The sequence below is a fragment of the uncultured Tenacibaculum sp. genome, from assembly GCF_947499065.1.
Classification (GTDB): Bacteria; Bacteroidota; Bacteroidia; order Flavobacteriales; family Flavobacteriaceae; genus Polaribacter.
This window is the reverse complement of sequence record NZ_CANMMT010000002.1, coordinates 551,142-575,050: the sequence shown is the minus strand read 5'-3', so window position 1 is coordinate 575,050 and position 23,909 is coordinate 551,142. Positions and strand designations below refer to the sequence as shown.

26 protein-coding genes and 1 tRNA gene are annotated in these 23,909 nt (G+C 26.3%); 5 read left to right on the top strand and 22 right to left on the bottom strand.

Features of this window, described 5'->3' with window-relative positions; translation table 11 throughout:
• Positions 1–16: 16 nt before the first annotated feature.
• The 16 genes from Q0958_RS06985 to Q0958_RS06910 form a co-directional block, all read right to left on the bottom strand.
• Positions 17–811, bottom strand: a complete 795-nt coding sequence (locus Q0958_RS06985; RefSeq protein WP_299121515.1) for a carboxypeptidase-like regulatory domain-containing protein — start codon at positions 809–811, stop codon at positions 17–19.
• 120 nt (positions 812–931) lie between these two features.
• Positions 932–1,004 (bottom strand) — tRNA-Lys (locus tag Q0958_RS06980).
• A gap of 196 nt (positions 1,005–1,200) precedes the next feature.
• Positions 1,201–1,806 carry a hypothetical protein gene (locus Q0958_RS06975; RefSeq protein WP_299121511.1) on the bottom strand — a complete coding sequence of 202 codons (606 nt, stop codon included), beginning with the start codon at positions 1,804–1,806 and terminating at the stop codon, positions 1,201–1,203.
• Between the two features lie 128 nt (positions 1,807–1,934).
• A complete protein-coding gene (locus tag Q0958_RS06970) occupies positions 1,935–2,297 on the bottom strand; it encodes a hypothetical protein (RefSeq protein ID WP_299121507.1) in 363 nt (120 codons plus the stop codon).
• A 141-nt stretch (positions 2,298–2,438) separates the two neighbouring features.
• The gene (locus tag Q0958_RS06965) at positions 2,439–2,867 is read right to left on the bottom strand and encodes a hypothetical protein (protein ID WP_299121504.1); all 429 of its coding nucleotides are present in this window, start codon (positions 2,865–2,867) and stop codon (positions 2,439–2,441) included.
• Between the two features lie 81 nt (positions 2,868–2,948).
• Complete coding sequence (locus tag Q0958_RS06960) at positions 2,949–3,371, bottom strand: hypothetical protein (RefSeq protein ID WP_299121501.1); 423 nt, start codon at positions 3,369–3,371, stop codon at positions 2,949–2,951.
• 126 nt (positions 3,372–3,497) lie between these two features.
• Complete coding sequence (locus Q0958_RS06955; RefSeq protein WP_299121497.1) at positions 3,498–4,292, bottom strand: hypothetical protein; 795 nt, start codon at positions 4,290–4,292, stop codon at positions 3,498–3,500.
• Positions 4,293–4,296: 4 nt separating this feature from the next.
• A complete protein-coding gene (locus Q0958_RS06950; RefSeq protein ID WP_299121493.1) occupies positions 4,297–6,015 on the bottom strand; it encodes a hypothetical protein in 1,719 nt (572 codons plus the stop codon).
• 708 nt (positions 6,016–6,723) lie between these two features.
• The gene (locus tag Q0958_RS06945; RefSeq protein WP_299121489.1) at positions 6,724–7,164 is read right to left on the bottom strand and encodes a hypothetical protein; all 441 of its coding nucleotides are present in this window, start codon (positions 7,162–7,164) and stop codon (positions 6,724–6,726) included.
• The gene (locus Q0958_RS06940; RefSeq protein WP_299121485.1) at positions 7,155–8,885 is read right to left on the bottom strand and encodes a hypothetical protein; all 1,731 of its coding nucleotides are present in this window, start codon (positions 8,883–8,885) and stop codon (positions 7,155–7,157) included. Before Q0958_RS06940 ends, Q0958_RS06945 begins: the two co-directional genes overlap by 10 nt.
• 186 nt (positions 8,886–9,071) lie before the next feature.
• The gene (locus Q0958_RS06935) at positions 9,072–9,752 is read right to left on the bottom strand and encodes a DUF4386 domain-containing protein (protein WP_299121481.1); all 681 of its coding nucleotides are present in this window, start codon (positions 9,750–9,752) and stop codon (positions 9,072–9,074) included.
• Positions 9,753–9,896: 144 nt separating this feature from the next.
• Positions 9,897–10,718 (bottom strand): alpha/beta hydrolase, encoded by an 822-nt coding sequence (locus Q0958_RS06930; RefSeq protein ID WP_299121476.1) that lies wholly within the window; start codon positions 10,716–10,718, stop codon positions 9,897–9,899.
• Between the two features lie 95 nt (positions 10,719–10,813).
• On the bottom strand, positions 10,814–11,383 hold the full coding sequence (gene gmk / locus Q0958_RS06925; RefSeq protein WP_299121472.1) for a guanylate kinase: 570 nt from the start codon (positions 11,381–11,383) through the stop codon (positions 10,814–10,816).
• Positions 11,384–11,445: 62 nt separating this feature from the next.
• Positions 11,446–12,351, bottom strand: coding sequence for an alpha/beta hydrolase (locus tag Q0958_RS06920; protein ID WP_299121469.1), 906 nt, complete (start codon positions 12,349–12,351; stop codon positions 11,446–11,448).
• 150 nt (positions 12,352–12,501) lie between these two features.
• Positions 12,502–13,485 carry a hypothetical protein gene (locus tag Q0958_RS06915; RefSeq protein ID WP_299121465.1) on the bottom strand — a complete coding sequence of 328 codons (984 nt, stop codon included), beginning with the start codon at positions 13,483–13,485 and terminating at the stop codon, positions 12,502–12,504.
• A gap of 230 nt (positions 13,486–13,715) precedes the next feature.
• Positions 13,716–13,955: a DUF2798 domain-containing protein gene (locus tag Q0958_RS06910; protein ID WP_299121463.1), complete on the bottom strand. Its 240-nt coding sequence runs from the start codon at positions 13,953–13,955 to the stop codon at positions 13,716–13,718.
• 162 nt (positions 13,956–14,117) lie between these two features.
• Between Q0958_RS06910 and Q0958_RS06905 the strand changes: the two genes are divergently transcribed.
• Positions 14,118–15,020 (top strand): helix-turn-helix domain-containing protein, encoded by a 903-nt coding sequence (locus Q0958_RS06905; protein WP_299121461.1) that lies wholly within the window; start codon positions 14,118–14,120, stop codon positions 15,018–15,020.
• Here the strand turns inward: Q0958_RS06905 and Q0958_RS06900 are convergent.
• From Q0958_RS06900 to Q0958_RS06880, 5 genes are all read right to left on the bottom strand, one after another.
• Positions 15,017–15,424: a hypothetical protein gene (locus tag Q0958_RS06900; protein WP_299121459.1), complete on the bottom strand. Its 408-nt coding sequence runs from the start codon at positions 15,422–15,424 to the stop codon at positions 15,017–15,019. The genes Q0958_RS06905 and Q0958_RS06900 overlap by 4 nt on opposite strands.
• 14 nt (positions 15,425–15,438) lie before the next feature.
• Positions 15,439–15,816, bottom strand: a complete 378-nt coding sequence (locus Q0958_RS06895; RefSeq protein WP_299121457.1) for a DUF2200 domain-containing protein — start codon at positions 15,814–15,816, stop codon at positions 15,439–15,441.
• Positions 15,817–15,862: 46 nt separating this feature from the next.
• The gene (locus Q0958_RS06890; protein WP_299121455.1) at positions 15,863–16,312 is read right to left on the bottom strand and encodes a hypothetical protein; all 450 of its coding nucleotides are present in this window, start codon (positions 16,310–16,312) and stop codon (positions 15,863–15,865) included.
• A 12-nt stretch (positions 16,313–16,324) separates the two neighbouring features.
• Positions 16,325–17,494, bottom strand: a complete 1,170-nt coding sequence (locus Q0958_RS06885; RefSeq protein ID WP_299121453.1) for a redoxin domain-containing protein — start codon at positions 17,492–17,494, stop codon at positions 16,325–16,327.
• A gap of 139 nt (positions 17,495–17,633) precedes the next feature.
• Positions 17,634–17,855 carry a phosphate ABC transporter substrate-binding protein gene (locus Q0958_RS06880; protein WP_299121451.1) on the bottom strand — a complete coding sequence of 74 codons (222 nt, stop codon included), beginning with the start codon at positions 17,853–17,855 and terminating at the stop codon, positions 17,634–17,636.
• A 325-nt stretch (positions 17,856–18,180) separates the two neighbouring features.
• Between Q0958_RS06880 and Q0958_RS06875 the strand changes: the two genes are divergently transcribed.
• Positions 18,181–19,464 carry a phosphatidylserine decarboxylase gene (locus tag Q0958_RS06875; RefSeq protein WP_299121448.1) on the top strand — a complete coding sequence of 428 codons (1,284 nt, stop codon included), beginning with the start codon at positions 18,181–18,183 and terminating at the stop codon, positions 19,462–19,464.
• A 131-nt stretch (positions 19,465–19,595) separates the two neighbouring features.
• Positions 19,596–20,048 (top strand): histidine triad nucleotide-binding protein, encoded by a 453-nt coding sequence (locus tag Q0958_RS06870; protein ID WP_299121446.1) that lies wholly within the window; start codon positions 19,596–19,598, stop codon positions 20,046–20,048.
• Positions 20,049–20,247: 199 nt separating this feature from the next.
• On the opposite strand, the gene Q0958_RS06865 is transcribed toward Q0958_RS06870, so the two are convergent.
• A complete protein-coding gene (locus tag Q0958_RS06865; RefSeq protein ID WP_299121443.1) occupies positions 20,248–21,147 on the bottom strand; it encodes a DMT family transporter in 900 nt (299 codons plus the stop codon).
• A 290-nt stretch (positions 21,148–21,437) separates the two neighbouring features.
• Here Q0958_RS06865 and Q0958_RS06860 point away from each other — a divergent pair, with 290 nt between their 5' ends.
• Positions 21,438–22,571 (top strand): AraC family transcriptional regulator, encoded by a 1,134-nt coding sequence (locus Q0958_RS06860; protein WP_299121441.1) that lies wholly within the window; start codon positions 21,438–21,440, stop codon positions 22,569–22,571.
• Positions 22,572–22,713: 142 nt separating this feature from the next.
• Positions 22,714–23,907 (top strand): NAD(P)/FAD-dependent oxidoreductase, encoded by a 1,194-nt coding sequence (locus Q0958_RS06855; protein ID WP_299121438.1) that lies wholly within the window; start codon positions 22,714–22,716, stop codon positions 23,905–23,907.
• The last annotated feature ends 2 nt before the right edge of the window (positions 23,908–23,909 follow it).

Sequence of the window (23,909 nt, the reverse complement as noted above, 5' to 3'; positions counted from 1 at the left end):
TGCCGCTTTTTATTATTTAATTTCTTTTATCAGGAATTCTATTCATTTCTATTTTTCCTTTTTTAAGTGCTTTATAGTTTTCGTAGCAGTTCAATATAGCTTCAATCATTTGCAAGTCGCTTGCTTTCTTTATAAAGTACTCTGAGTAATTACAATCATCTAATAGCTTGGTAAGTTCTTGGCGGTCCATTTCTAAATATTCCATCATTACCTCTCTATCAAACTTTCCTGCTAACATTTTTCGTAAATCGTCTTCTTTTTTCAGTTTTTTCAGCTTTCTCAGCTGTTTTGGTTTCTTACCAAAGAGGTTGTATACCAAATCTACCGGATTTAATAGTTTTGCTATTGGAGAAGAAGAAATTCTTTGAGGTTTACCGATTTCATATGTTTGAGGCAATCCATTTATATGTATACGTGTAAATCTGTCTTTTGGTACTTGCTTTATATCAACTTCTAAAACCCCAATTAGTTTGGTCGATTTAATTATAACTTCTTTTACTTCCTCTGGTTTTTCTTCTAAAGAGATTACTACTTCGTTTCCTTTTAAAAGATCGTTGGTAACTTTTAATTTGATAGATGAAAAACCTAAAAAAGACACTAAAATGGTATCATTTGCTTTTGAAGTTAATTCAAACAGTCCTTTTTCGTTTGTAATGGTTCCTATTACCGAATTCAAATTTAATACGTGTGCTGCACTTAATGGCTTTTTAGTTTCAGCGTGAATTATTTGACCTTTTAATTTCTGTTCTTGGGAAAATCCTAAAAACGAAATAAATAATAAGAGGGTTAAAAGAGTATATTTATTTTGCATGTTGCAATAATAAGAATAATTGCAATGAAACTAGTTAATAAACTGTGAAATTGATGGTTTAGTAGAGGGGAAGAAGCGTATAAAAACAAAAAAAGCTAAGCAAATGCTTAACTTTTTTAGTGACCGGGCTGGGGCTCGAACCCAGGACCCTCTCCTTAAAAGGGAGATGCTCTACCAACTGAGCTACCCGGTCATTTAATTGCTTTCCTGAAAGCGGTTGCAAATATACAACGGTTCTTTAAATACACAAAAAAAAACGACAAAAAATTGCGTTTTTTTTACAATTATTTTTGAGTGTTATTTTATCTAATTGGTTTTCAAAAAGGTATGCTTTTATCTTTTTTTTAGATTTTTTTTGAATTTAGAATATTAAGGAAATTTTTGTGGGTTTAAGTAGTCCAAGTGGAGCTTGAATTTATTTTTTTCCATTTTCCATTTATTTTTTCAAAAACAAAATCTTCTCCAGAAGATCTTCTATGGATACCAAAACATACTCTATTCATTTTTTTGTTAAAAATAGGTTTATCAATTAAAAAATAACTTTCGTTATGTAGTCTTTCTAAAGGTGTCATTCTTTCATGTACTATTTTACTTAAAGAATCATGAGTAACTCCCTCTTTAAGAAGTTCAGAAGTATTGAGAATTTGGTAATTATACTTAGCTAACATTTTTAGATTAAATGTTTTGTTTTTCTCAATTTGCTTTTTAAGAAATAAAGTATCCTTCTCTTTAAGATAATGTGAAAGGTATTTAAGATGACTAACTGTTTCAAATTCACCTTCTTTTTCAATCATGTAAGGTAATTGTGGTAAAAAGTTAAAGTCAGAAATAAATACTCTTTGGTATGGTATTAATTTTAAATCTGTTGTGTCAGACAATATCTCATTCAATATTCTTGCTTTATCAGTATTACTAATAATTACTTCACTGTTTTTCGTTTTATAAGAAATTATGATTACTGATATCAATAATAATATTTTAAGCTTCATTTTCATCAAATACAATTTTTAAAAGTGAAAATACAAAGTATTTATAAAGAATGAAAATAGGAGAGAAGTAATTGAAAATAAATTAAAACCCACTCAAGAATGAGTGGGTTTAATATATTTATGTTAGAAACTATTTATAAATCGGTGCTCCAGCTAATTTCTTTTTTATTTGTATCTACTTTTCCTAAACGGTAATACAATGAAGATGTTACAGTGTTGGTTGTTTCATGTACTGTAGTTACCATGCCTTCATCATTAATAGCTACAGAGGGATTAAAACCTTTGTCAAATGAATGGTCTTTTCCCCAAGAAATCTTACCATTTTCTATAATTCCTACTTTATAATACAAGGTATTAGTAGCAATATTAGAAGTTTCGTGTACTTCAATCACTACATTTTTACTATTAGAAGCTACAGAAGGAGACTTCCCTGAGCTGTATTTTTTGTTTGTACTTGAGTTTGCTGCTACTGCTATGGTTTCTGGATTGTTACTCATAATATGAAGGGTTTTAAATTATTGTTATCTACTTAAATCTATCATATAATTTGAAACTATATCAGGTAAAAACCTTAGGATTGTATAGGTGTTTTTCCTGTTTTTGTATAAGGGTAATCACTTAGTGTTTTAAGAGTTAGACTATTCAAAAAAAATAGGTATAACTTCTCTAAGTATAAATTTTCCATTTTTTGTAGGTTCAATAAAAACAATTCTTTTATTGTCTATATTTATTTCAAAAACCTTTTTTCTTGTTTTAATAATCTTTTTTTTATTAAAATAAGTTTTATCTACAATTGTATCATTATTTCTATTGAATGTAAATGAAAATGATTCAAAAGAATCAATTTCAATATCATTACCTGTAATTTTAGAAGGAGAAATATACTCTTTAATTATTTTTCCATCATTAATTAATGTATATCCTTCAAATCTATTACTACCTTTAGCTACTTGTTTTTTAATTAATGAATCCTTTTCATTAATTAAAAAATATAGGGTTTTTACTCTTTGCGAAAATACGTTGAGACTAATTAGATATATTATTGATATTATAATAGTTTTTATCATTTTTAAGTTTGATTAGCATGTAACTATTGTATACATATTTTATATGATATGTATTCATTATTCCCTGAATTTTCATAATTATTAATAATCTACCCACCAAACCCTAGTTCTTTTATACTTGCAGTTTGTTAGTTTTTCAATAATGTAAATTTCTTTAAAAAGATCATTATAGGTTTCTATTACTGTTTTATTTACTAATATTGGAGTTCCTTTTTTTAAATTTTTAAGGTATTTCTGTGTTTCCTTCCTGCCTTGATTCCAAAGTTTTTGAACTGAAGAAAATTTTATTTTATTAAGTTGTTTTATTGAAATAGTATCTATTTGATTATATCTATTGATATCAAATAAATTTTCATCAATTTTATAATACTTTATAATATCAAATACAACTATATTATCCTTTTTAGTATTAAATAAAAGGTATTTAGGATTAATAGTTTGTGCTCTAATGTTTGCCATAAAACATAAGAAAAAGCTAAATACAAAAATTTTAATTATATTCATTATTTCCATTTTATCTTTAAGTTGTTTTTTTACTTTCTATAACAGATATAAATATTGGTTTTATTATATGTGTATTAGGGCTTTTTTTATTGTTTTATATAGAGTAAGATTGTATTTTTTTCGTTTTTAATCTATTTCATATATTGATTGGACTTTTATGAGTTTTTCATTATTTATGATGAAGATTTCGTAATTGCTTAAATATTTTGATAATTCCCAACCATCGAATTTGTTTTTTTCGAAATGAATACCAGATATTTGTATAATCTTTTTTAAAGAACTAGCCTTTTTAGGATTGATGTTATTGTAAATTTTTAGCTCTAAAAAATAAACAACACCTTCATTTTTGTTGCCTTTAATTTGATACGAAAATTCTTTACTAACTGGATTTTTCCATTTTTTTGATAATAACTTGTCAGTATAATTAAAGAAAAGACTGTCCTTTATAAGTGGTTTATATTTATTTTTATTCTCATATTTTATCGGATAAAAAGAATGATAAAAATTTTCATATGGACTTTGTCTAATTTCAATAAATTCTTTTTTCGTTACTATGAAAACTTTGTATTTGTTAAATAGTTTTTCTTTTAAAAACTGGATATTCATTATTTTAGAATATTTACCAGGATAATAAAACTCTCTATTTTCAACATAATTTTTTAAATCATATATTTTTTTAGCAGATAAATTATAAAGTGTGTCTAACTTTTTGAACATAAAATATCCATGAGTATTATTTACATGTTTTTTTAAAAGTTCTCTTTCAAATCTTTTATAGCTTAAATTCAACCATTTCTCATAATCTTTAAAAAAAAGTGTATAATTCTTATCTAATTTAAAAAAGATCGTATCTTTTTTTTCACTTTGAGAAAAACAAGAAATACTAATGATTAACAAAAAATATAAGATTGAATTTTTCATAATATCAATTTGAACAATCTTTAGTTAATAAACCTACTTTGTTTATTTCGTTACTAAGAGATTTTTTTTTAGTATCAGGTAAATCAGTATAAGCTTTTACTTTAGCATCTTTTAATCCTTGCCATGCTAGAGATTCGTAAAAATTATCGGAAGGAATAACACCGAAATAATTAATAAATTTATTATAGTCTTCCGTTAGTACATTTTTATGAAAACTCTTTAGAGCATCTCTTATTGAATATACATATAATTTAGCCATTGATTCGTGTTGAGGAGTTGCTTTAAAATTACCACTTTTGAATTTTTCATATGTTTTTCTAAAATCTATATCACCACTTGTTGGACTTAAAATATTTAGTTTTCTATACATGTCAGCATGAATATATTCATGAATTAAAGTTCTTACAGCTGCCAAAGCTGGCATATTTGATAATTTATTAGTACTTATATGAATTTTTATAACACCTTTTATTGGTTCTATTGTTTTTCCATTAATCTCTATATTCGTATTTTCTCTATATACTTTTTCTACTGATTTAATGTTTATATCAAACTCTGAATCACCTTGAAAGTTTTTAAAAATGTCTTTTATAAAAGTATTACCATTTTTATTTAAATGTATGTTTAAACATTTAGCTTTTCCTGTAAGTTCATTAATAATTTGATCTTCAAAATCAATTTCAGCTTCGGGGTTATGCATTAATGTTTTGATAACTTCTTTAGTCCAATTTTTAGCTTTTTCAGTGTTATTCTTTTCTAAAAACTTATCAATTTTAATGGCAATATTTGTGTTTTTTCTTAAAAAATCTTTTTGATTTTTATTTAGGTTTAAAGTATTGGCCACTTTAATATATGTAATATCTTCAGTAATAATACCAATGTCTCCATTTTCGGTAGGGCAAGGGGAGGTAGTAGAATTATTTTTCATTAAAACAACAACATCTACACTACCATCTGTACAAGAAGTTACTTGAGTTATAGAAGCTCTATCTGACCCTTGACCATTACAACTTTCACCTGGAAGATGATTTCCTCCAGCCCTGCATCTATTAACATGAATATAGGTTGTACAAAATACAGAGCCACCATTATAACTATTTCCAACAGGTTGTGTTGTATCATTGTTTTGAGATCCACTTCCTCCATTATTACCATTTGTAGGAAAATTTCCTTGAGAAGGATTAAAATCTTGTGGATCGCAATTTGTACTATTACGTTCTAATAATTTAGGGTCTAAAGAAAAATCTTTAAGATTATATTTTGTAACAGTCCCCTTAAAATAAGCAATATCAAAATAATTTTTCTTGAAGGTAGAGTATTGCTCAGAAGTACAAGTATATTTTCTAATATATGGATTACCTATTTGCCCATTTTTACCTCTATTAATAATTAAATTATAAAATGTAAATTTTTCAGGGTTATTAACTTCGATAGAAAAAGTATAGTTTGTAATACCTTCGGTGTTTGTTATCTTTAAAATATTATCAGTTAAAACGGTAAAATTTCTATCTGCAGTTTTATTTTTTTGAAAATTATTTTTGATATTCTGATTAATTAAACTTTCTACTTTTGGAATTGTTTTTACGGAAATAAATTCTATAGTTCCATTATATTTTTGATTCGAAGACACTGGTTGTACTATCTCTTCCTTTTCACAATTCAACAATAACATAATCCCTATTAGAGATATTACAATTTTTAAACTTATTACTTTCTTTTTCATACCTAATTCAATTGGTTATTAACTTTTTGAATAGGGATAAGGATTCGATAGTAAGGAAAAATATATTTTAATTCTCCTTAATTTTAATCAAAAAAAGTGTTTATACATAGTGTAAATGAATAAACGGTAGGTTTTATGTAACAAACGGTTTAAATTGTTGCTTTACGAGTTCGTGACAATGTTTTTACTTTGAAATAAAATTATAATCCCTATACTCATTAAAAAGTTTGTTTAACCTCTCAACAGTCATAAAAGTAAGATATCTTCTATCTCTATCACTAAATTTAATTGTTACTTCTATACAACTATCATAAGTATCATTTACTTTATCATCAATAGTAATAGAAGTTATGTCTGGGATTTTTGAAATAGTAAACGATAAAGTTGGAAGCCAAACAAGTTTTTTTTATTATTAATAATTCGAACCATAACAGTTTTATCATCAGAAATAATATAATTTTTACGTTTTGTAATATGATTTGAATAAACTGATTCATCAATACAATATATTATGTCTCCTTTTTTCATATTTTAAACTTTGTTTTTTATAGATTCCAATCTTTAAATAGGTTTTAAATTTTGCTATCCTCTTTCTTACTTTATAAATTCTATTATTTTGGTTTTAAAAGATTAAAGAAATATCTACACTTATTTTCCTCTAAATTTTTGATATAAAAAAACACCTAGTTAGAGGTGTTTTTTATCTATTTATTTTTCAGTAAAACTTGTTGTCCAAAGCACAGGGTACTTTATTATTTTATCTTTTTGTTTTTCAATCAAATATATATATTTGAATACAGTATTTTTAAAAAAATTAGTATTCATCCCTTTTACTCTTTTTTTTTCTATACTTTTTAATGTTTCAAATTTTATCTTATTTAAATATTTAATATTACAAGTGTCTATTTTATTTTTTTTGTCTAAAATAAAAGATTCTTCACCGATATAAAAAGTAGTGCGATTTCCTTTTCTTTTTTTTCTATATTTTTTAATTTGCAAAACGTTCCCAATACCATCTTCAATTACATATTTTTCTTTACTGTGTTCATTAAATGAGAGATAAATAGTTTTTTTCTTTTCTTGTGCATTTAAATGAACACTATTAAATAATAAGATGTATAATATTAAAATATTTCTCTCTATTGACATGTTTCATTTTTATTAAGGTTAATATAATCGTTTATAACTTTTTTAATTTTGTCTTGTTCTTGTTTTGATAAACTTGTCCAAGTATAAATATTTGATTTGATCAAACCTTCCCAAGCTATATCTAAATAAAATTGATTAGAATGTTGGTTTTTATCAAAGTCACTTATAATTTCAGCTATAGTTTGTCTATAATGTGTTGCCATTTGCTGGTGTTGCCAGTTTTTATGACGTCTATAATAATCGTAAATTCCTGGAAAATCTTTTTTTATACTAATAATATAATCTTTTTGCTGTTGTGAAGACCAGCCAGTAAAATTTAAATTACCTTGTTTGGCAAGAGATAACAGTTTTCTAAACATTTCAGCGTGAATAACTTCATGAGCAATAGTTTTGGCTGTCATTAAATTAGGTCTATAACCTACTCCATGAATATTCGAATTACTATTTATAGCTATTGTAATTACATAATCTGGTGAATTACCAGCTCCATTCGGAGCTCTTGTTTCTCCTCTTGTATTTCCTAAATCTTCCATTATAAGATTTAAATGACTCACAGGAAATTCTCCATCAAACTTTTTAATCATTTGTTTAAAACCGTCACTTGAATTTATCATCTTATTATAAATACATTTAGCTTTCTCTGTAAGTTCATTAATAATTTGATCTTCAAAATCAATTTCAGCTTCGGGGTTATGCATTAATGTTTTGATAACTTCTTTAGTCCAATTTTTAGCTTTGTCAGTGTTATTTTTTTCTAAAAACTTATCAATTTTAATGGCAATATTTGTGTTTTTTCTTAAAAAATCTTTTTGATCTTTATTTAGGTTTAAAGTATTGGCCACTTTAATATATGTAATATCTTCAGTTATAATTCCAATGTCTCCATTTTCGGTAGGGCAAGGGGAGGTAGTAGAATTATTTTTCATTAAAACAACAACATCTACACTACCATCTGTACAAGAAGTTACTTGAGTTATAGAAGCTCTATCTGACCCTTGACCATTACAACTTTCACCTGGAAGATGATTTCCTCCAGCCCTGCATCTATTAACATGAATATAGGTTGTACAAAATACAGAGCCACCATTATAACTGTTTCCAACAGGTTGTGTTGTATCATTGTTTTGAGATCCACTTCCTCCATTATTACCATTTGTAGGAAAATTTCCTTGAGAAGGATTAAAATCTTGTGGATCGCAATTTGTACTATTACGTTCTAATAATTTAGGGTCTAAAGAAAAATCTTTAAGATTATATTTTGTAACAGTCCCCTTAAAATAAGCAATATCAAAATAATTTTTCTTGAAGGTAGAGTATTGATCAGAAGTACAAGTATATTTTCTAATATATGGATTACCTATTTGCCCATTTTTATCTCTATTAATAATTAAATTATAAAATGTAAATTTTTCAGGGTTATTAACTTCGATAGAAAAAGTATAGTTTATAATACCTTCGGTGTTTGTTATCTTTAAAATATTATCAGTTAAAATGGTAAAATTTCTATCTGCAGTTTTATTTTTTTGAAAATTATTTTTGATATTCTGATTAATTAAACTTTCTACTTTTGGAATTGTTTTTACGGAAATAAATTCTATAGTTCCATTATATTTTTGATTCGAAGACACTGGTTGTACTATCTCTTCCTTTTCACAATTCAACAATAACATAATCCCTATTAGAGATATTACAATCTTTAAACTTATTACTTTCTTTTTCATACCTAATTCAATTGGTTATTAACTTTTTGAATAGGGATAAGGATTCGATAGTAAGGAAAATATATTTTAATTCTCCCTAATTTTAATCAAAAAAAGTGTTTATACATAGTGTAAATGAATAAACGGCAGGTTTTATGTAATAAACGGTTTAAATTATTGTTTTAAAGGTATTTATATGGTTGTTGACTATTTTGCTTGTGTTTCTAAACTAGGTGATTTCAAGCCTTTAAAAATTAACCAAAGAGGAAGCACTAATTGGATTAATCCTATAGGAAGAAGCATATTCATGCTTATACTTTGTCCAAAAATAGAAAACAGCATTTCAATAAACATAAGGAGTACTGCTATAATTCCAACTATTGAAATGATTTTAGGAATTAATTTAGAAATGAATAAGTTATAGTATAAAACAAAAACAGGAAAGCAAGAAATTAATAAACTTAAGTAGTGTGACCACCAATGCTTCTTATAAAATAGACTTCCTAAGGTGTTTAAAATTGTAGCGGTATCATTTCCATTTTTAGAATATTCTAAACTTACTTCTAGCATGGATAAACTATTAATATTGTCTATAGCCACAGCTATAAAACTTAAAATACTGAATGCTAAATATAAAAAGGCTAAACTAGTATTATATCTTTTAAAAATGGGTAATAAAACTGCTGCTATAATAACTGATAGAATGCCATTTAAAAATAAAAGCAGTACGGAAATAATAATTTGATTTGAGTTTTGTGAAGTACTAGTTAGATAATTGTCAGAAAATAATACTGGTCCTTGAAAAACTTGATAAGCCGTAACACCGCTTGCAAAAATAATAAGAAACAATACCCCAATAATTCGTCCTATTGCTTTGTTTGAATTCATAACTTAAAAATAATTAGTTGATTGATTTTAAGACGATTTGAAAACAAAGTTGTTACATAAGAATGTTAGAATAAGATGAAAAACTTATATCTAATATACAATCAACTAGAAGTTATTCTTAGAAGGTTTTAGAGAAAAAAAGAATTAATACTCTTTATTTTTTTCAAATATAAAATTAACCAAAGGGCTTTGTTTTTCTCCTAGTTTATGAACTATTTGATAATGGTTTAAATCCTGGTAGCCATAATATTGTATCAAAGCTTTAGACTTGTTTTTATCATATAGTTTTTTTGATTCTTCTATAAATAAATCAGTTTCATTTAAACCTACACTTAACAAAACTGGACATTTTATAACAGATAAGTCTTTATTTATAGTGCTATAATCCATTACATCGTTATCGCTCAATTGCAAAGTTTCATTGAGATAACTGTTTTTTATTGGGGCTAAATCAAAAATTCCACTAAGACTACAAATAGCTTTAATATTAACTCTTAAATTTTCATTTATTAAATAAGTCATTAAGGCTAAATGTCCTCCTGCAGAATGTCCTGAAAGTGTTATTTTATTTGGGTTTCCGTTGTATGTATGCGCTTCTTTTATGATCCAATTTGTAGCATTACTAACATCTTCTATGAGTGTTTTCATAGTAACAGTTGGAATAAGTCTGTAATTTATAACACAAACTGTGAAATTATTTTTCACAAAAGGTTCAGCTATAAAGCTATAACTCTTTTTATCTAGTCCTCTCCAGTAACCTCCATGAATGAATATTAAAATAGGGGAGTTAGCAATTTGAGAAGGAAAGATATCTAAGGTTTGTAATGGAGCCTCTCCATATTTTTTATCTAAAAAGCAAGTATAATTTTTTCTGACTCTTTCCGATTCACTTTCATTAATATCTAAAAAATCTTGAAAATTAGGATGACATGCACGTAGATTTAACTGATTTTCTGGAGTTTTCATAGAGTTTTAATGATTTATCATCTTCAAAAATGTGGGTAAAAAGATTTGAATTATAAGTAAAAAATTAGTTTTATTAATATATTTCCAGCTAATTATTAACCTATAAATGAATTTACAATTTTTTCAGCTTCTTTAAAAGATGTTTCTGGATTATCATTTATTAATATACAATCAAAATCATCGACATATTTCATTTCTTTTTTGGCTTTATTCAACCTTGTTTGAAGTGTAGATTCTGTTTCTGTTTTTCTATTTCTTAAACGTGTTTCTAATTCATTTATAGATTTCGTTTTCACAAAAATTGAAAGGGCTTTATTTCCGAAATACTTTTTTAAATTCAACCCTCCAATAACATCTACATCAAATATTATGACTTTGTTTTCTTTCCAAATACGTTCTATTTCAGATTTTAGAGTACCATAATAATTGTCTTTATAAACTTCTTCCCATTCAATAAAAGCTTCAGATTCAATTTTTCTTTTGAAGTCATTAACAGATAAAAAAAGATAATCTTTTCCATTAATTTCTGTGTTTCTTTTATTTCTACTACAAGCTGAAATTGAGAACGCTAATTTATTGTTTTTTGAGAGTAGATGTTTTACTATTGTTGTTTTTCCAGCTCCAGAGGGTGCTGAGAAAATAACTACTTTTCCATTTAAGTTCATTTTAATTCAATTTTAGCAAAAATATAAGAAATACTGGTATGCAAAAATTTGATTTTAAAGAATTATTTATTGAATTTTTCAACTTCTGTTTTTATCCATTGAATACTAACATTAAATGGTTTTTTAGAAGCTGAATACCCTGTATTATGTCCTAGATTTGGAAAAAGTTTATATTCAAAAGGTTTTCCTTCTTCTTTTAAAATATTAAGATTCTCTATACATAATTGTACTGGAATTTGAATATCTTTTTTTCCAAAAAGCCAAAGTCCTGGAATTGATAACCTATTTAACTTATCATTAGGATCTGTAGCTTTAAATTGATAGCGGTCAGGGTCATTTTTAGTATGATATTTAGCTTCTTTTTCTGTATGGTTTTCCCAAAAATTAGGGTTGCCATTTGTGTAAAACTGAAACCTTAATTGTTCAAGTGTTGTAATAGTAGGACAACTAAATAAAACCATAAATTTTACATATGAATTGTCGTTTGCTGTAATAGGAATAATCCACCCTGCTTGACTAAAACCAAGTAGTCCTATTGGTATATTTTTATACTTTTGCTGTAGCACATTTACTGCAGCACTAGCGTCTTTAGCCAATAATTTAAGATTATCTGTACTTATATTATTCGTTCCTACTTCTGGCCCCATATAAGTGCCTTCAGATTCTCCAACACCTCTTTTATCATATGTTAATACTAACATATTGTTTTTTGCTAATAACTCGGCAAACTTGGTCATACGAGGTACACTGTCTGAACCATGAACAATGACAATAGCTGCATCAGGATTTGTTGGAATATAAATTGATCCCGCCAATTTAATACCCTGACTTTTAAATGTAATTTCTTTTTTTTGGACTACTTCAGCTGATTTATTTTTTGAAAGCTTTTTATTCTTGTTTAATGTGTTATTACAACTAATTATAGTTGTGAATAAGCACAATAGTATCATTTGAGTGACTAATTTCATAAGCTATTTATTTTCTAAAGAATTATTCATGAACTTAGACGTCTTGTAAATAATTTAGGTTACAGTTTTATATAAGTTTAGAAGATCAAAACTTTATTTCTAAATCATTTTTACATCATATAAATCTATAAAGTAGGCGAGGAGGCTAATTTATTGTTCTGTTTGTTTATGAATCCAATCCATTAATTCAACTTTATTTATAGCATCCCAAGTTGATTGAACGGTTTTCTTTTTTGAAGGATTATCTCCTGGTTGTAATACAATCAAATCTGTATTTTCATTACCCGCAAGTCTTAATTCAGCTAAAAAACTGACTATATCTGTAGAGTTGTTTTCATAGAAGGTCTTATACTGTTTTGTCAATTTATATTTAATAGCGGGCTCTATATAAGCTCTTATAGCATAGTTTTTATATAGTGGAATATTTCTGTTTTTCTCATCATAATAACTATATGCTGAAAAGTTATGATAGCTGTTGGGTGAAGTTTTTGGAGTTCCTTTTAAATGTGTTTCTAGCATATAATTCATAAAAGTAGGTTCCCATAAGTTATTTCGTTTGATTCTTATTTCACGTTTGTGTTGATACCATTTTCTTGTCCAGTCTAATGTGAAATTACAAATTACAATTCCCTTTATATTTAATTGAAAATCAATATTATTCTCTTTTGAAACTTTGATATATCTCATGGCTCTATGCCCTGTTAAACTCGCTCCTAAGAAAAATATGTTTTTATTAGGTAGTTTATAATCAGTAAAAGCTTTTTCTATAAGTTTATATGCTGAAATTATTGAAGAATTAGAAAAGTAAAAATCAAAAGGAATTTCAGTAGAAACAGACAATACTGCAAAGTTCTTTTTAAGTGCTTCGCTATAAGTTTGTTTAGCACTTTTGTTCTTTTTATCGTATCCTGAATCCTCTAGAAAAATAAGAACACCCTCAATTTCTTTATAATTAGGTAGCATTAAAGTATAACCTTCTTGAATATAAGGAAAGAAGTCTTTTGAACCTTTTCCTATTCTTAAACTATCTTTTTTTAAAGGAACGTAATGTTCAACTATTTTCTGTGAAAAAGATTTAGTGCTAAAAACAGCTAATAAGATGATTATAAAGAATGATTGAATGCTTTTACTCATTTTCTTTCTAGACTTTAGATAATAATGTTAAAAGCGAATATAATTTAATACAATGATAAAATTTTAAAAATTAATAAGTAAGCCTCAGTTTTATAGTAAGTTTAACAGAAGCCTTTATGAGGATTAAAAATTGTTCTTAATATACTTTAAAGTATCACTTGTACGAATGAATTATATTCATAAGTACAAGTGAAATGGACTATGATTCATTATTTTAAAACTGATATATATTATAAATCTTTTACAATAAAATATTTTAGTAAAGTTTTTCGAATTAGAGGAACAGCAATAGCAGCAATTGGAAATCCTATTACCAAACCTATAGCAGTATTTCCCATCCATGCCATAAAAAAACTTTCTATAAAACCAACATTTATTAAAATCATAAAAAAGGACATAAAAAGAGACATTATAAAACTTATGATTAGACTAAAAATGATTCCGTATACTTTTTGACTTATTTTTCTCATTGTTTCAATAATTTATTAATGATGTTTTTTGTTTATTATTAAATCTCATTTTAATTTCCTGAAATAAGTTTAATAACTATGAAGCAAAATTATATCTATGAATCATTATTTAAGTACATTTAAATTATGTTAAAAATGTAAAAAATTAGGTATTTTTGATAAATGAACCATGATGAAATACATATCAATTCTATTAATGAATTATTAAAACATCTTAATTTAGTTGAAAATCAAAAGCATGAACATTTCCATATAATAAGTTTTTCTGATAGGAATCTAAAAATACCAAAAAGGTTAAATATTAAATCCGAAAATTATTTTGAAATTACCTTTTCTAGGAAAGGTAATACTGAGGTGTTAATTGATGGAGAATTGTTTCATTCGAGAAAAAATCAGATTGGTTTTTTATCTCCCAAGCAATCCATTAGAATAGATAATTCGAAAGGTTTAGGAGATAAAGAAGGCTATATTTTATTTTTTACTGTTGATTTTTTAAGAAATTTTCGAACTGTTTTTAATCTAATCCAACATTTTCCTTTTTTTAATATTCATTTTTCTCCTATATATTTTATTGAAAATGAAAAAAGTGAATTGTTCTTAGAGCTTATGAAAAAAATGTATGATAAGTTTAATCACTCTTCAGAGAATAATTTTGAAATTATAAAATCCTATCTTAATATTTTACTCTTAGAAGCTAAAGATTTAATAAAAAAGAATGGGAATACACAACTTTCTAGAGCTGAGGAAATTACATTTCAGTTTGAAAATTTATTAAAAGAGAAAGATAAAAGAAGGTTAGTAAGGGACTATGCTGATACTCTTAATATTTCTTCAATATATTTATCAGAATGTGTAAAATCTACCACAGGAAAATCTGCAAAACAAGTTATCACTGAATATAAGATATGGGAAGCCAAGTCGTTACTTACATTTAGTGAAAAAACGGTTGATGAAATAGCTTTAATAACTGGGTTTGATGATCGATCAAATTTTATCAACTTTTTTAAGAAGAACACTAATTTTTCACCAACTAAATATAGAAAAAATACTAATTTACCTACTTAGAGCTTTCTTCCTGTTTTGAATTCAATAAAAGCGAGCAATAGTATAATAGTTATTTCGATTAAAATGTATAACCATCCTATATAAGTAATTAAATGAAAGTGATAAACAGCAAACCCAAAGGATATACAACAATACAATAGATTGAGTATAGCTATTCCTTTTAATAGCACACCAGTTTTTGAATATTTTTGTTTAAAGCTATAGATATCATATAAAATAAAAAACAAAGGTATAATGGCTAAGATATATAATGCTGAAGATGGTATTCCGAAGAGAGCTTCAAATTGTACTAATATCACGCCCAACATAAAAGTAGATAGTATTGCTCCAAAGCCATCTATTAAAAAGAGTTTTTTGGGATTTTGTTGAATATTAGTTATTAAACTATTAATGTATCTAAGCATTTATAGTATAAGAATTACTTTTTTTCTTGTCGCAGAATTTTCTCCATTTTACGACCTTTAGCTAATTCATCAATTAGCTTTTCCATACGTCTACATTGTTTGTATAATAAAAATTCATCTTCTATTTCTTCAATTCTATAACCACAAACAACTCCTTTTATTAGATGCGCATTAGGATGTATCGTTGCTTTTTCAAAAAAAGTTTTAAAAGTTACTTTTTCTTCGATGAATGTATCCAATTGTTTTTTATCAAATCCTGTTAACCATTCTATAATTTGATTAAGTTCTTCAATAGTTCTACCATTTTTCTCTATTCTATTTACATAATGTGGATAAATAGAAGCAAATACCATATTGGCAACCTGTTCATTTTTCTTTGCTGTAACTTTCATAATTTTATTCGGATTTAGATGATATTTTAAAGTATAATGAAAATATTTATAGTTGCATTTCGAAAAATAGTAAAACATTATCTTTTTCATTCCAGTAATAATTCCCACCATACCCTTTAAATACTTCAAATTCTGAAGTAGGAAAAAACCAGTCAGGCTTTTCAAACCATTCTAGGTACAATGTTGAATGTTCTTGATTTTTAGGATTATATTTTCCTATTTTATTCTTTTTAGTTTTATAGATTTTAAAAAATTTTTTCTTCCATTTTTTAGAAGGTTTTAATTTTAAAAAAACAGCGTATTCATAAGTCCAGTGGTCAGATTTCCAAAATTGTCCATTTACTATTTCAACCTCTTCATTAATATTTCCATTTTCCCAATAATCATAAGCCTTTTCAGCATCATAAGTTTCTATTCCACATCCAATTAGCATAAAAGATATTAAAAAAAACAATAATGGATTAATAATACGTTTTAAATTTCTAATAAAATTCATTATTTATAATTTTTAGATATTTTTTTTAATAAAACTTACAATATCATTTATATTTTTTTCAGAAAAACCATTTTTAATAGCTATGATTTCACCATCTTTATCTAAAATCATAAAGGTAGGAGCTCTTTGAATCCCATAAGTTAATGCCATCTTTTTTCCATTATATAAACTTGGAAATTCAACTTTATACTCGGTAAGGTAGTTTTCTAATTCTTTTTTAGAATAGTCTTGAAGATATTCAATTCCATAAATTTTAAAATCGTTTTTTTCAAACCTTTTTTTAATTTTATTTAGACTTGGAATTGCTTTTAAGCAAGCTACACAGCCTTTAAACCAAAACTCTAATAAGACCACATTTCCTTTTAATTTAGATAGATTTACTGTGCTATTACTATTTAATTCTGGTAACTCCCAATTAGTAATTTGTTTTCCAACATTGTTAAGCATACTATTTTTACGCAGAGTAAGATATTCTTCTACAGTAAATACAGGATAATCTTTAGGTAGATTTTCTCCAGTCCAAAGTTTATTATCAAATTTGTAATTTAAGGTTATGTTTTCAATAGTTCTGCTTATAAAACCAGTTTTTCCATTTTGACTAATTATTTTATAAGGGAAATAACTGCTATTATTTACAATTAAATAATACTCAGAATCATTATTATCGTTTTCCTTAAATCCATAATTAACCCAGTCTATATATTTATTTTTAAGAAAGAAATTAAAGACTAAGTACTTATTGTTATTAATAATAGTATCATTTTTTCTTGTAATAGAGATACTGTCATTTCGAATAATTTTTGGCAAGAGCTGTTTTAAAGAACTTATGGTAAGTATTAAAGGGTTATTAACAGATTCATTGCTGATATCATTATTTATGGTAGTAATTTTCTCTTTATGATGTGACTGCATTGTTTTATTACCATTAAAAATAACTTCACCTTTTAGTGAATTAAAATGATATTTTAAATTATTTGACTTATCAATTCTAAAATCAAAAGATATAGTGTCTAAATCTTTAAATATCAATTTTCCTTTGTCTTTAAACTCAACAGAAGAGGTATATTTTATTGTTTTTATATTAGATAGATTTGTAGAAACCTCCTTTAATATTTCTTTGTTTGATTTAGAACAAGAAGCAAACGCAATTATAGAAATTATGATTAATAATGTCTTTTTCATAAGGAGGATTATTGTCTTAAGAGTTGTTTTATAGGTAATTGTGAAGTAAAACTTCTTGCAATTTTTTCACAAATATAGTTAAACCTTGATATGTATTTATAAAAAAAGCAAACCGAAGTTTGCTTAATGTTAAAAGTCTTTATTTCCATTGCTTTTTACGATTCTTTTTCCAAGATCTCGTATTTTTAGAAATAGTAGAATTAATAGTTTCAAATCCATGAGGAAAGCAAAAAGGGCATCCTCCCATTTTTACATAATTAATCTCCCTTGAAACTTTTACATTTGAAATTTTCTTAGGGAAGTCTATGAAACCGTATTCATTTAATCCAAAAACTTTTTTTAATCTCTTAAGATTTTTCAATTTTTTATTGTTTTAAGTTAAGTACTTAAAACAAGGTTCCTTTTAATATTAGAATTAAGTATTTCATTTTATAGCGTTTTCACAAATATAATAAAGTGTATAACACTTTAAAATAAGTTTTCTTTTATACCTAAGAATCTTGCTCTTATTCAAAAATAATCAAGCTCTATGGTGTTTTTTATCATTTTAGTCTTATAAATATTCAAATTTGAGTTGTTAAAATGATTATCTAATTGATTTTCAGTTAGACTAGTAGTAATTTTTAACAAAGGTGAAATCTGAAAAACCTTATAAAAGAGTAGGAACCAACTAAAATCAACTAAACATGGAAAACACAATTAATGTAGCTGATTCTACTATTAAAACACATCAGCCAATTGTAGAAAAATTAAAAGTTCTTTTGAATAATAATTTAGAATTAAAAGGAGCATTAATATCTTCTTTAATGATAGCTTCTGGTATGGCTAAAGAAAAACTAAATGATCAATTGTATAATGGTTTGAATGAAGTTTTTAATAATAATGCATGGCCAACAACCATAGAAGATTATTATGATTATTTAGATATCTATGTAAAATTAGTACCTAATGAAGAAATATCTGAAAACTATCCAAAAGCATGGAGGAGTGGTCCAAATCAAAATGGATACAATCAAAAAGTATATGATTTATTATGCCAATTTTATTGGTTAGTAGATCAAAATGAGCCAGGTTCTGATGTAACTATCCAAAGTTTTCCAGAATTTGCAGAATGGCTTGTAGCGTTTGCTAATAGTTGGGGAGAGTTTTGTAAGACTAAGGCTTCTTTTACAGAAAAGTCAAAAGCTTCTTTTAAAGCCAATCCAATGTACAACTGGGATTTATACTCAGACAATGAAGAAAAATGGGACACCTTTAATAAGTTCTTTTATCGAGAGTTTAATAATGCTGCAGAAGGAACAGGAATAAGTCCTTTACGACCTATTACTGATCCTACTAATAACAGAACTATAGTTGCGCCAGCTGATTGTACATATAAAAAGGATTATGCAATTAATGCTAATGGGAATGTATTAGAAAATGGAAAACAAGCTTCTATAAATTTAAAACATACACATTCTATAGGTTCAGTTACTGAACTTTTAGACGGAAGTCAATATGCAGAAGCTTTTAACGGAGGAACTTTTGTACACTATTTTCTAGGACCATTTGATTATCATCGTTTTCACACACCAGTTTCAGGATATGTTTTAGAAAGTAGGAAAATATCAGGTAAAGTATATTTAAACGTCCAAATTAAGCCAGATGGACAATGGGACGCACCAGATGGAGCAGACAATGGATATGAGTTTAATCAATCGAGAGGATTGATAATTTTAGATACACTAGAATTAGGTAAAGTAGCTGTTCTTCCTATAGGTATGTGTCAAGTATCAGGTGTTTTAATGACTCCAGGTTTAGAAGGAAAAGAAGTAGTGAAAGGGCAGGAGTTTGGTAAATTCCAATTTGGAGGATCTGATATTATCATGCTATTTGAAAAGAGTCCAGAAGAGCTATATATGTACAAAAGAGATCCAGGTCATAACCGTATTCATTTTCAATACGGTCAAGCAGCTATTTTGGCTAAATAGACAACATATTTTTGTATGTAATAAAGAAACGGAGAATATTAAATATGTTCTCCGTTTTTATATAAAAGTATATTATATCTTTTTGTTTATTTTGAGGCATCATTAAAATATAATTAAACTCAACTTAGAACATGAAGAACAAACATCTTTTTACAATCATTCTTATATTTCAATTTCTTGTGGGATTTGCTCAATCTAAAGAGTATCAAGCTAAAAAAGAAAGAAAAATCAATCAAGGATCAGTATTTACTAAAATTATAAAAAAAGAACTTCCAGCGACTGTTTTGTATGAAGATAAAGATGTAATTGCCTTTCTACCATTAAGATTACAAGCCAAAGTACATGTGTTAATAGTACCCAAAAAAGAAATCCCTACTATTAACGATATTAATGAAGAAGATGCTATGTTACTTGGTAAATTGTTTTTAGTGGCTAAAAAAATAGCTAAAGAAAAAGGTGTTGCAGAAACTGGCTATCGCTTATCAATGAATATCAATGAAGATGCAGGACAATCTGTTTTTCATTTGCATATGCATTTGATTGGAGGAGAAAAATTAGGTCCAATGGTTCAAACGAATAAATAACAACAGTATTTCTTTTCACTTTACTTAAAAAAGAAAGCAACTCGTCTAAGGATTAATTCATCTCATCTAATTTTAAAATTTTAATCCTAATTCAAAACTATCTTTACAGTATAATTAAAAGTTTGATATACATTTTTAACAATTTTAATTAAGAGTTTAGAAAAGAAGCATTCCGGGGGGACAGGCTTCTTTTCTTTTTTTAAGAATATAAAATTAGAAACACACCTATCATTATACCTGCTAAAGGAACTAACTTTTTCCGTTTGTTTTTTTCTTTAAAAACAAGTCCACCTAATACAACAGCAATAATTATTTGACTACGTTTTATAGCTGATAATAACATTATTAAAGCATCAGGATCTTGAAGAGCTTTAAAATAAAAATAATCGGCAGTTTGTAATAAAACCCCAACAGCAATAATTGTCCATCTCCATTTAAAATCTTTTCGTTTTTGTTTGTATGGAAACCAGGTAATTGATAAAATAACAATTAAAATGAGTATCGTATACCAACAAAACCAAAACTGTAGTGTTTGTGGGTTTAAACTTAAATTCTGAATTAAAAATTTATCGTATAAACCACTAGAAGCTCCTAAAAATGTAGCACCAATAATGGCAAAAATCCATTTGTTTCTTTTGAAATTGATTCCTTCTTTTTTTCCAATCTTAGAATAGAGAATAACTGATAATATAATAAGGAAAAAACCAATCCACTGTAATAAGTTAGGACTCTCTTTATAAATTACAATAGCGCCTATAAAAGTAAAAAAAGGACCAGCAGAACGAATTGGTGTAACAATAGTAATAGGTAAATGCTTTAATGCCTGATAAGCTAATATCCATGAAGAAGTCATAATCATTGACTTTATAAAAATAAAACTATGAGTTTTCCAAGGAATATTACTAATATGAAATCCAATTTTCTGTGTATACTCAGGATAAAATATAGAACCAATAAAAAACGGTACTAAAAACAAAAAACCAGAAGAAATAGTACCTAAAAGTACAGGAAAAACTTCGTTTCCTTGTACAGCATGTTTTTTACATAAATTATGTAATCCTAAAAAAAGAGCGGCCAATAAACCTAAATACATCCACATGCCGCGAATATAGTTTTTTAGACTATTTCAAATTCAAAATACTTTAAAAAAAGTACAATGAAATAAGCTTTATATTTTTTAGGATTATTACTTGTGATAAAAAGGGGTTTTTCCCCAGGAAGCAATTATATAGGAAACTATATTTGCCTTCGTATTTATAGAATGTGGGGACATTGTAAGAATGCAACAATAAAAAGCATCTTTAGAAAAAAGGATGCTTTTTTTATTTTATATGTAGATTTGTTGTTCATAGCAATTACAAGTTAACAATGTTAAAAGGTTTAATTTTTTTGGATGTACTACTTACTATTGAAGTTCTTTTTGCATTCATTTTATTCTTTTTTTTAATTCGTCTAACATATAAAAGCAAGCGATATTTTCCTTTATTGTTGTTTGTTTTATTATCGCTTTTTGATTCTTTTATTTCAGCTTTAGTGGAAACAGGCGCTATTAAAAAGCTTCCTTATTTGATAGATACTAACGAACCTTTTTTTATGTTGTTTGGTTTGCTTTTATTTCTCTATGTTAGAAATCAAGTGCATCAATGTTTTTACTTTAAAAAGACGGATTTTTTACTTTTTATTCCTTTTGTTTTTGCTTTACTAACCTATCTTCCAATTTTTCTTCAAAATTCATCTAATAAGTTAGTTGAATTGACTTTAGAAAAGAATGTAGTATTTGATACTTCAGCATATATATGGGAATGGAATTTTTATCTAGTTGTAAATATTTACTTTTTACTTAAAGCCTTAAGAGAATTAGATATTTATAACTTAAAATTAAAAACACAATTGTCTAATATTAGAAATTCCAACCTTTATTATACACAAGTTTTAATTAAAATATGTATTGGATTATATGTTTTAGAGTTTCTTTTAACTTTTTTAACTTATTATGGGATTACTTACAATAAACTTATTTATTCATTATTAGAAGTATTGAGTGGTGTATTTTTACTATTGATTGCAGTAGATGCTATTCTTTCTCACAAATACATTGCAGAAAATAATTTATCTAAAACAAATTTATCACTCGTAACTGATATCGGTTCAGAAGAGAAAACTGTAAAGTATGCTAGTTCAGGATTGAATAATGAAGCTTCAAAAGATATTAAAGAGCGCTTACTACAATTCATGAAGGAGTATAAACCTTATTTAAAACCCAAATTACGTATTAAAGAATTATCAGAAGCTATTAATATTCCTTCTCATCATCTTTCCCAAGTAATTAATGAGTCCTTTCAACAAAACTTTTATGAGTTTATAAATAGCTACAGAATAGAAGAGGCTATGAAAATTTTAAAAGATCCTAAATATAAAAATTACACATACGAATCCATTGCTTTTGAAGTTGGATTCAATTCCAGATCTGCTTTTTACACAGCTTTTAAGAAAATTCACAATACAACACCTTCTAAAATGTAATCATTACATAATTAAATGTTTACTTGTACTTATTTATAAGTTAACACAACTATTTTATTTAATATTTGTCTCGACTTAAGAGTTAAAACAAAATAAAAAAGATTTCTCTATTCCTTTGCCTCTAAATATTAAAACAAAGGTTATGAGTAAACTTTTAAATAGCACTTTAATCTCTTTTTTAAGTATATTTTTTCTAACATCAACAATGGTTTCATGTAATGAGAAAAAGGATGTTATAAAACATAATGATTTTGAAGGAGAAGTAATTATTATAGGTGCTGGAGCTGCTGGTTTAGCAGCAGCTAAAATGCTAGATAGTAAAGGTGTTAATTATAAAATTTTAGAAGCTACCAATCATTATGGAGGAAGAGTTCAAAAAAACAATGATTTTGCCGATTTTCCTATAGATGAAGGTGCCGAATGGATTCATGCGGATAAATCTATATTAAACACATTAATTGGAAAGGAAGGTAAAGAACCTAGTATTGAAACTATTTTATACCAACCAATGAATGTATACTCTTTTGATGGAAAGAATTACGAAAAAGTATCTAAAACAAGTTTAGAATATGCTTATTCGCTTTTTACAGAATATAAATTTAAAAATACAACTTGGCATGATTATTTAGATAATAATTTTGCTAAAAATGTAAAACATAATATAATTTACAACACAAAAGTCACTACAATAGATTACACAGGAAGTAAAGTTAAAATTGTGACAGAAAAAGGAAAAGAATATCAAGCAGACAAAGTAATTTTAACTGTTTCTGTTGGGGTTTTAAAATCAAAAGCAATCAAGTTTATTCCAGCTTTAACATCTAACAAAATAAAAGCAATAGAATCTGTAGAATTTTTACCTGGTTTTAAATTATTCTTGAAGTTTTCAGAAAAATTCTACCCAAATATGATTGCTTGCGAGACTTCAAATGGAGAAAAAACTTTTTATGATGTAGCTTATCATAAAAATAGTCAGGATAATGTATTAGGGCTGCTTTCAACAGGTATTTCAGCTGAAAAGTACTATCAGTTGGGGAGTCAAGAAGAAATCATCAAAGAAGTACTTAAAGAATTAGATGAAATATATGATGGAAAAGCTTCAAAACATTATTTAGGTAAATATTTAATTAAGAACTGGGGTAAACAAGTATATACTTTAGGTGCTTGGACCAGTAATGAAACTGATACTTCAAGTTTAAAAGAATTAAATAAACCACTTCAAAATAAAGTGTTTTTTGCTGGAGAAACGTATGATTTAAATGAAGAACGATCAACGGTACAGGGAGCTATACTATCTGGTTACAATACGGCTAAGTTAATCTTAGAAAAAAACTAAGG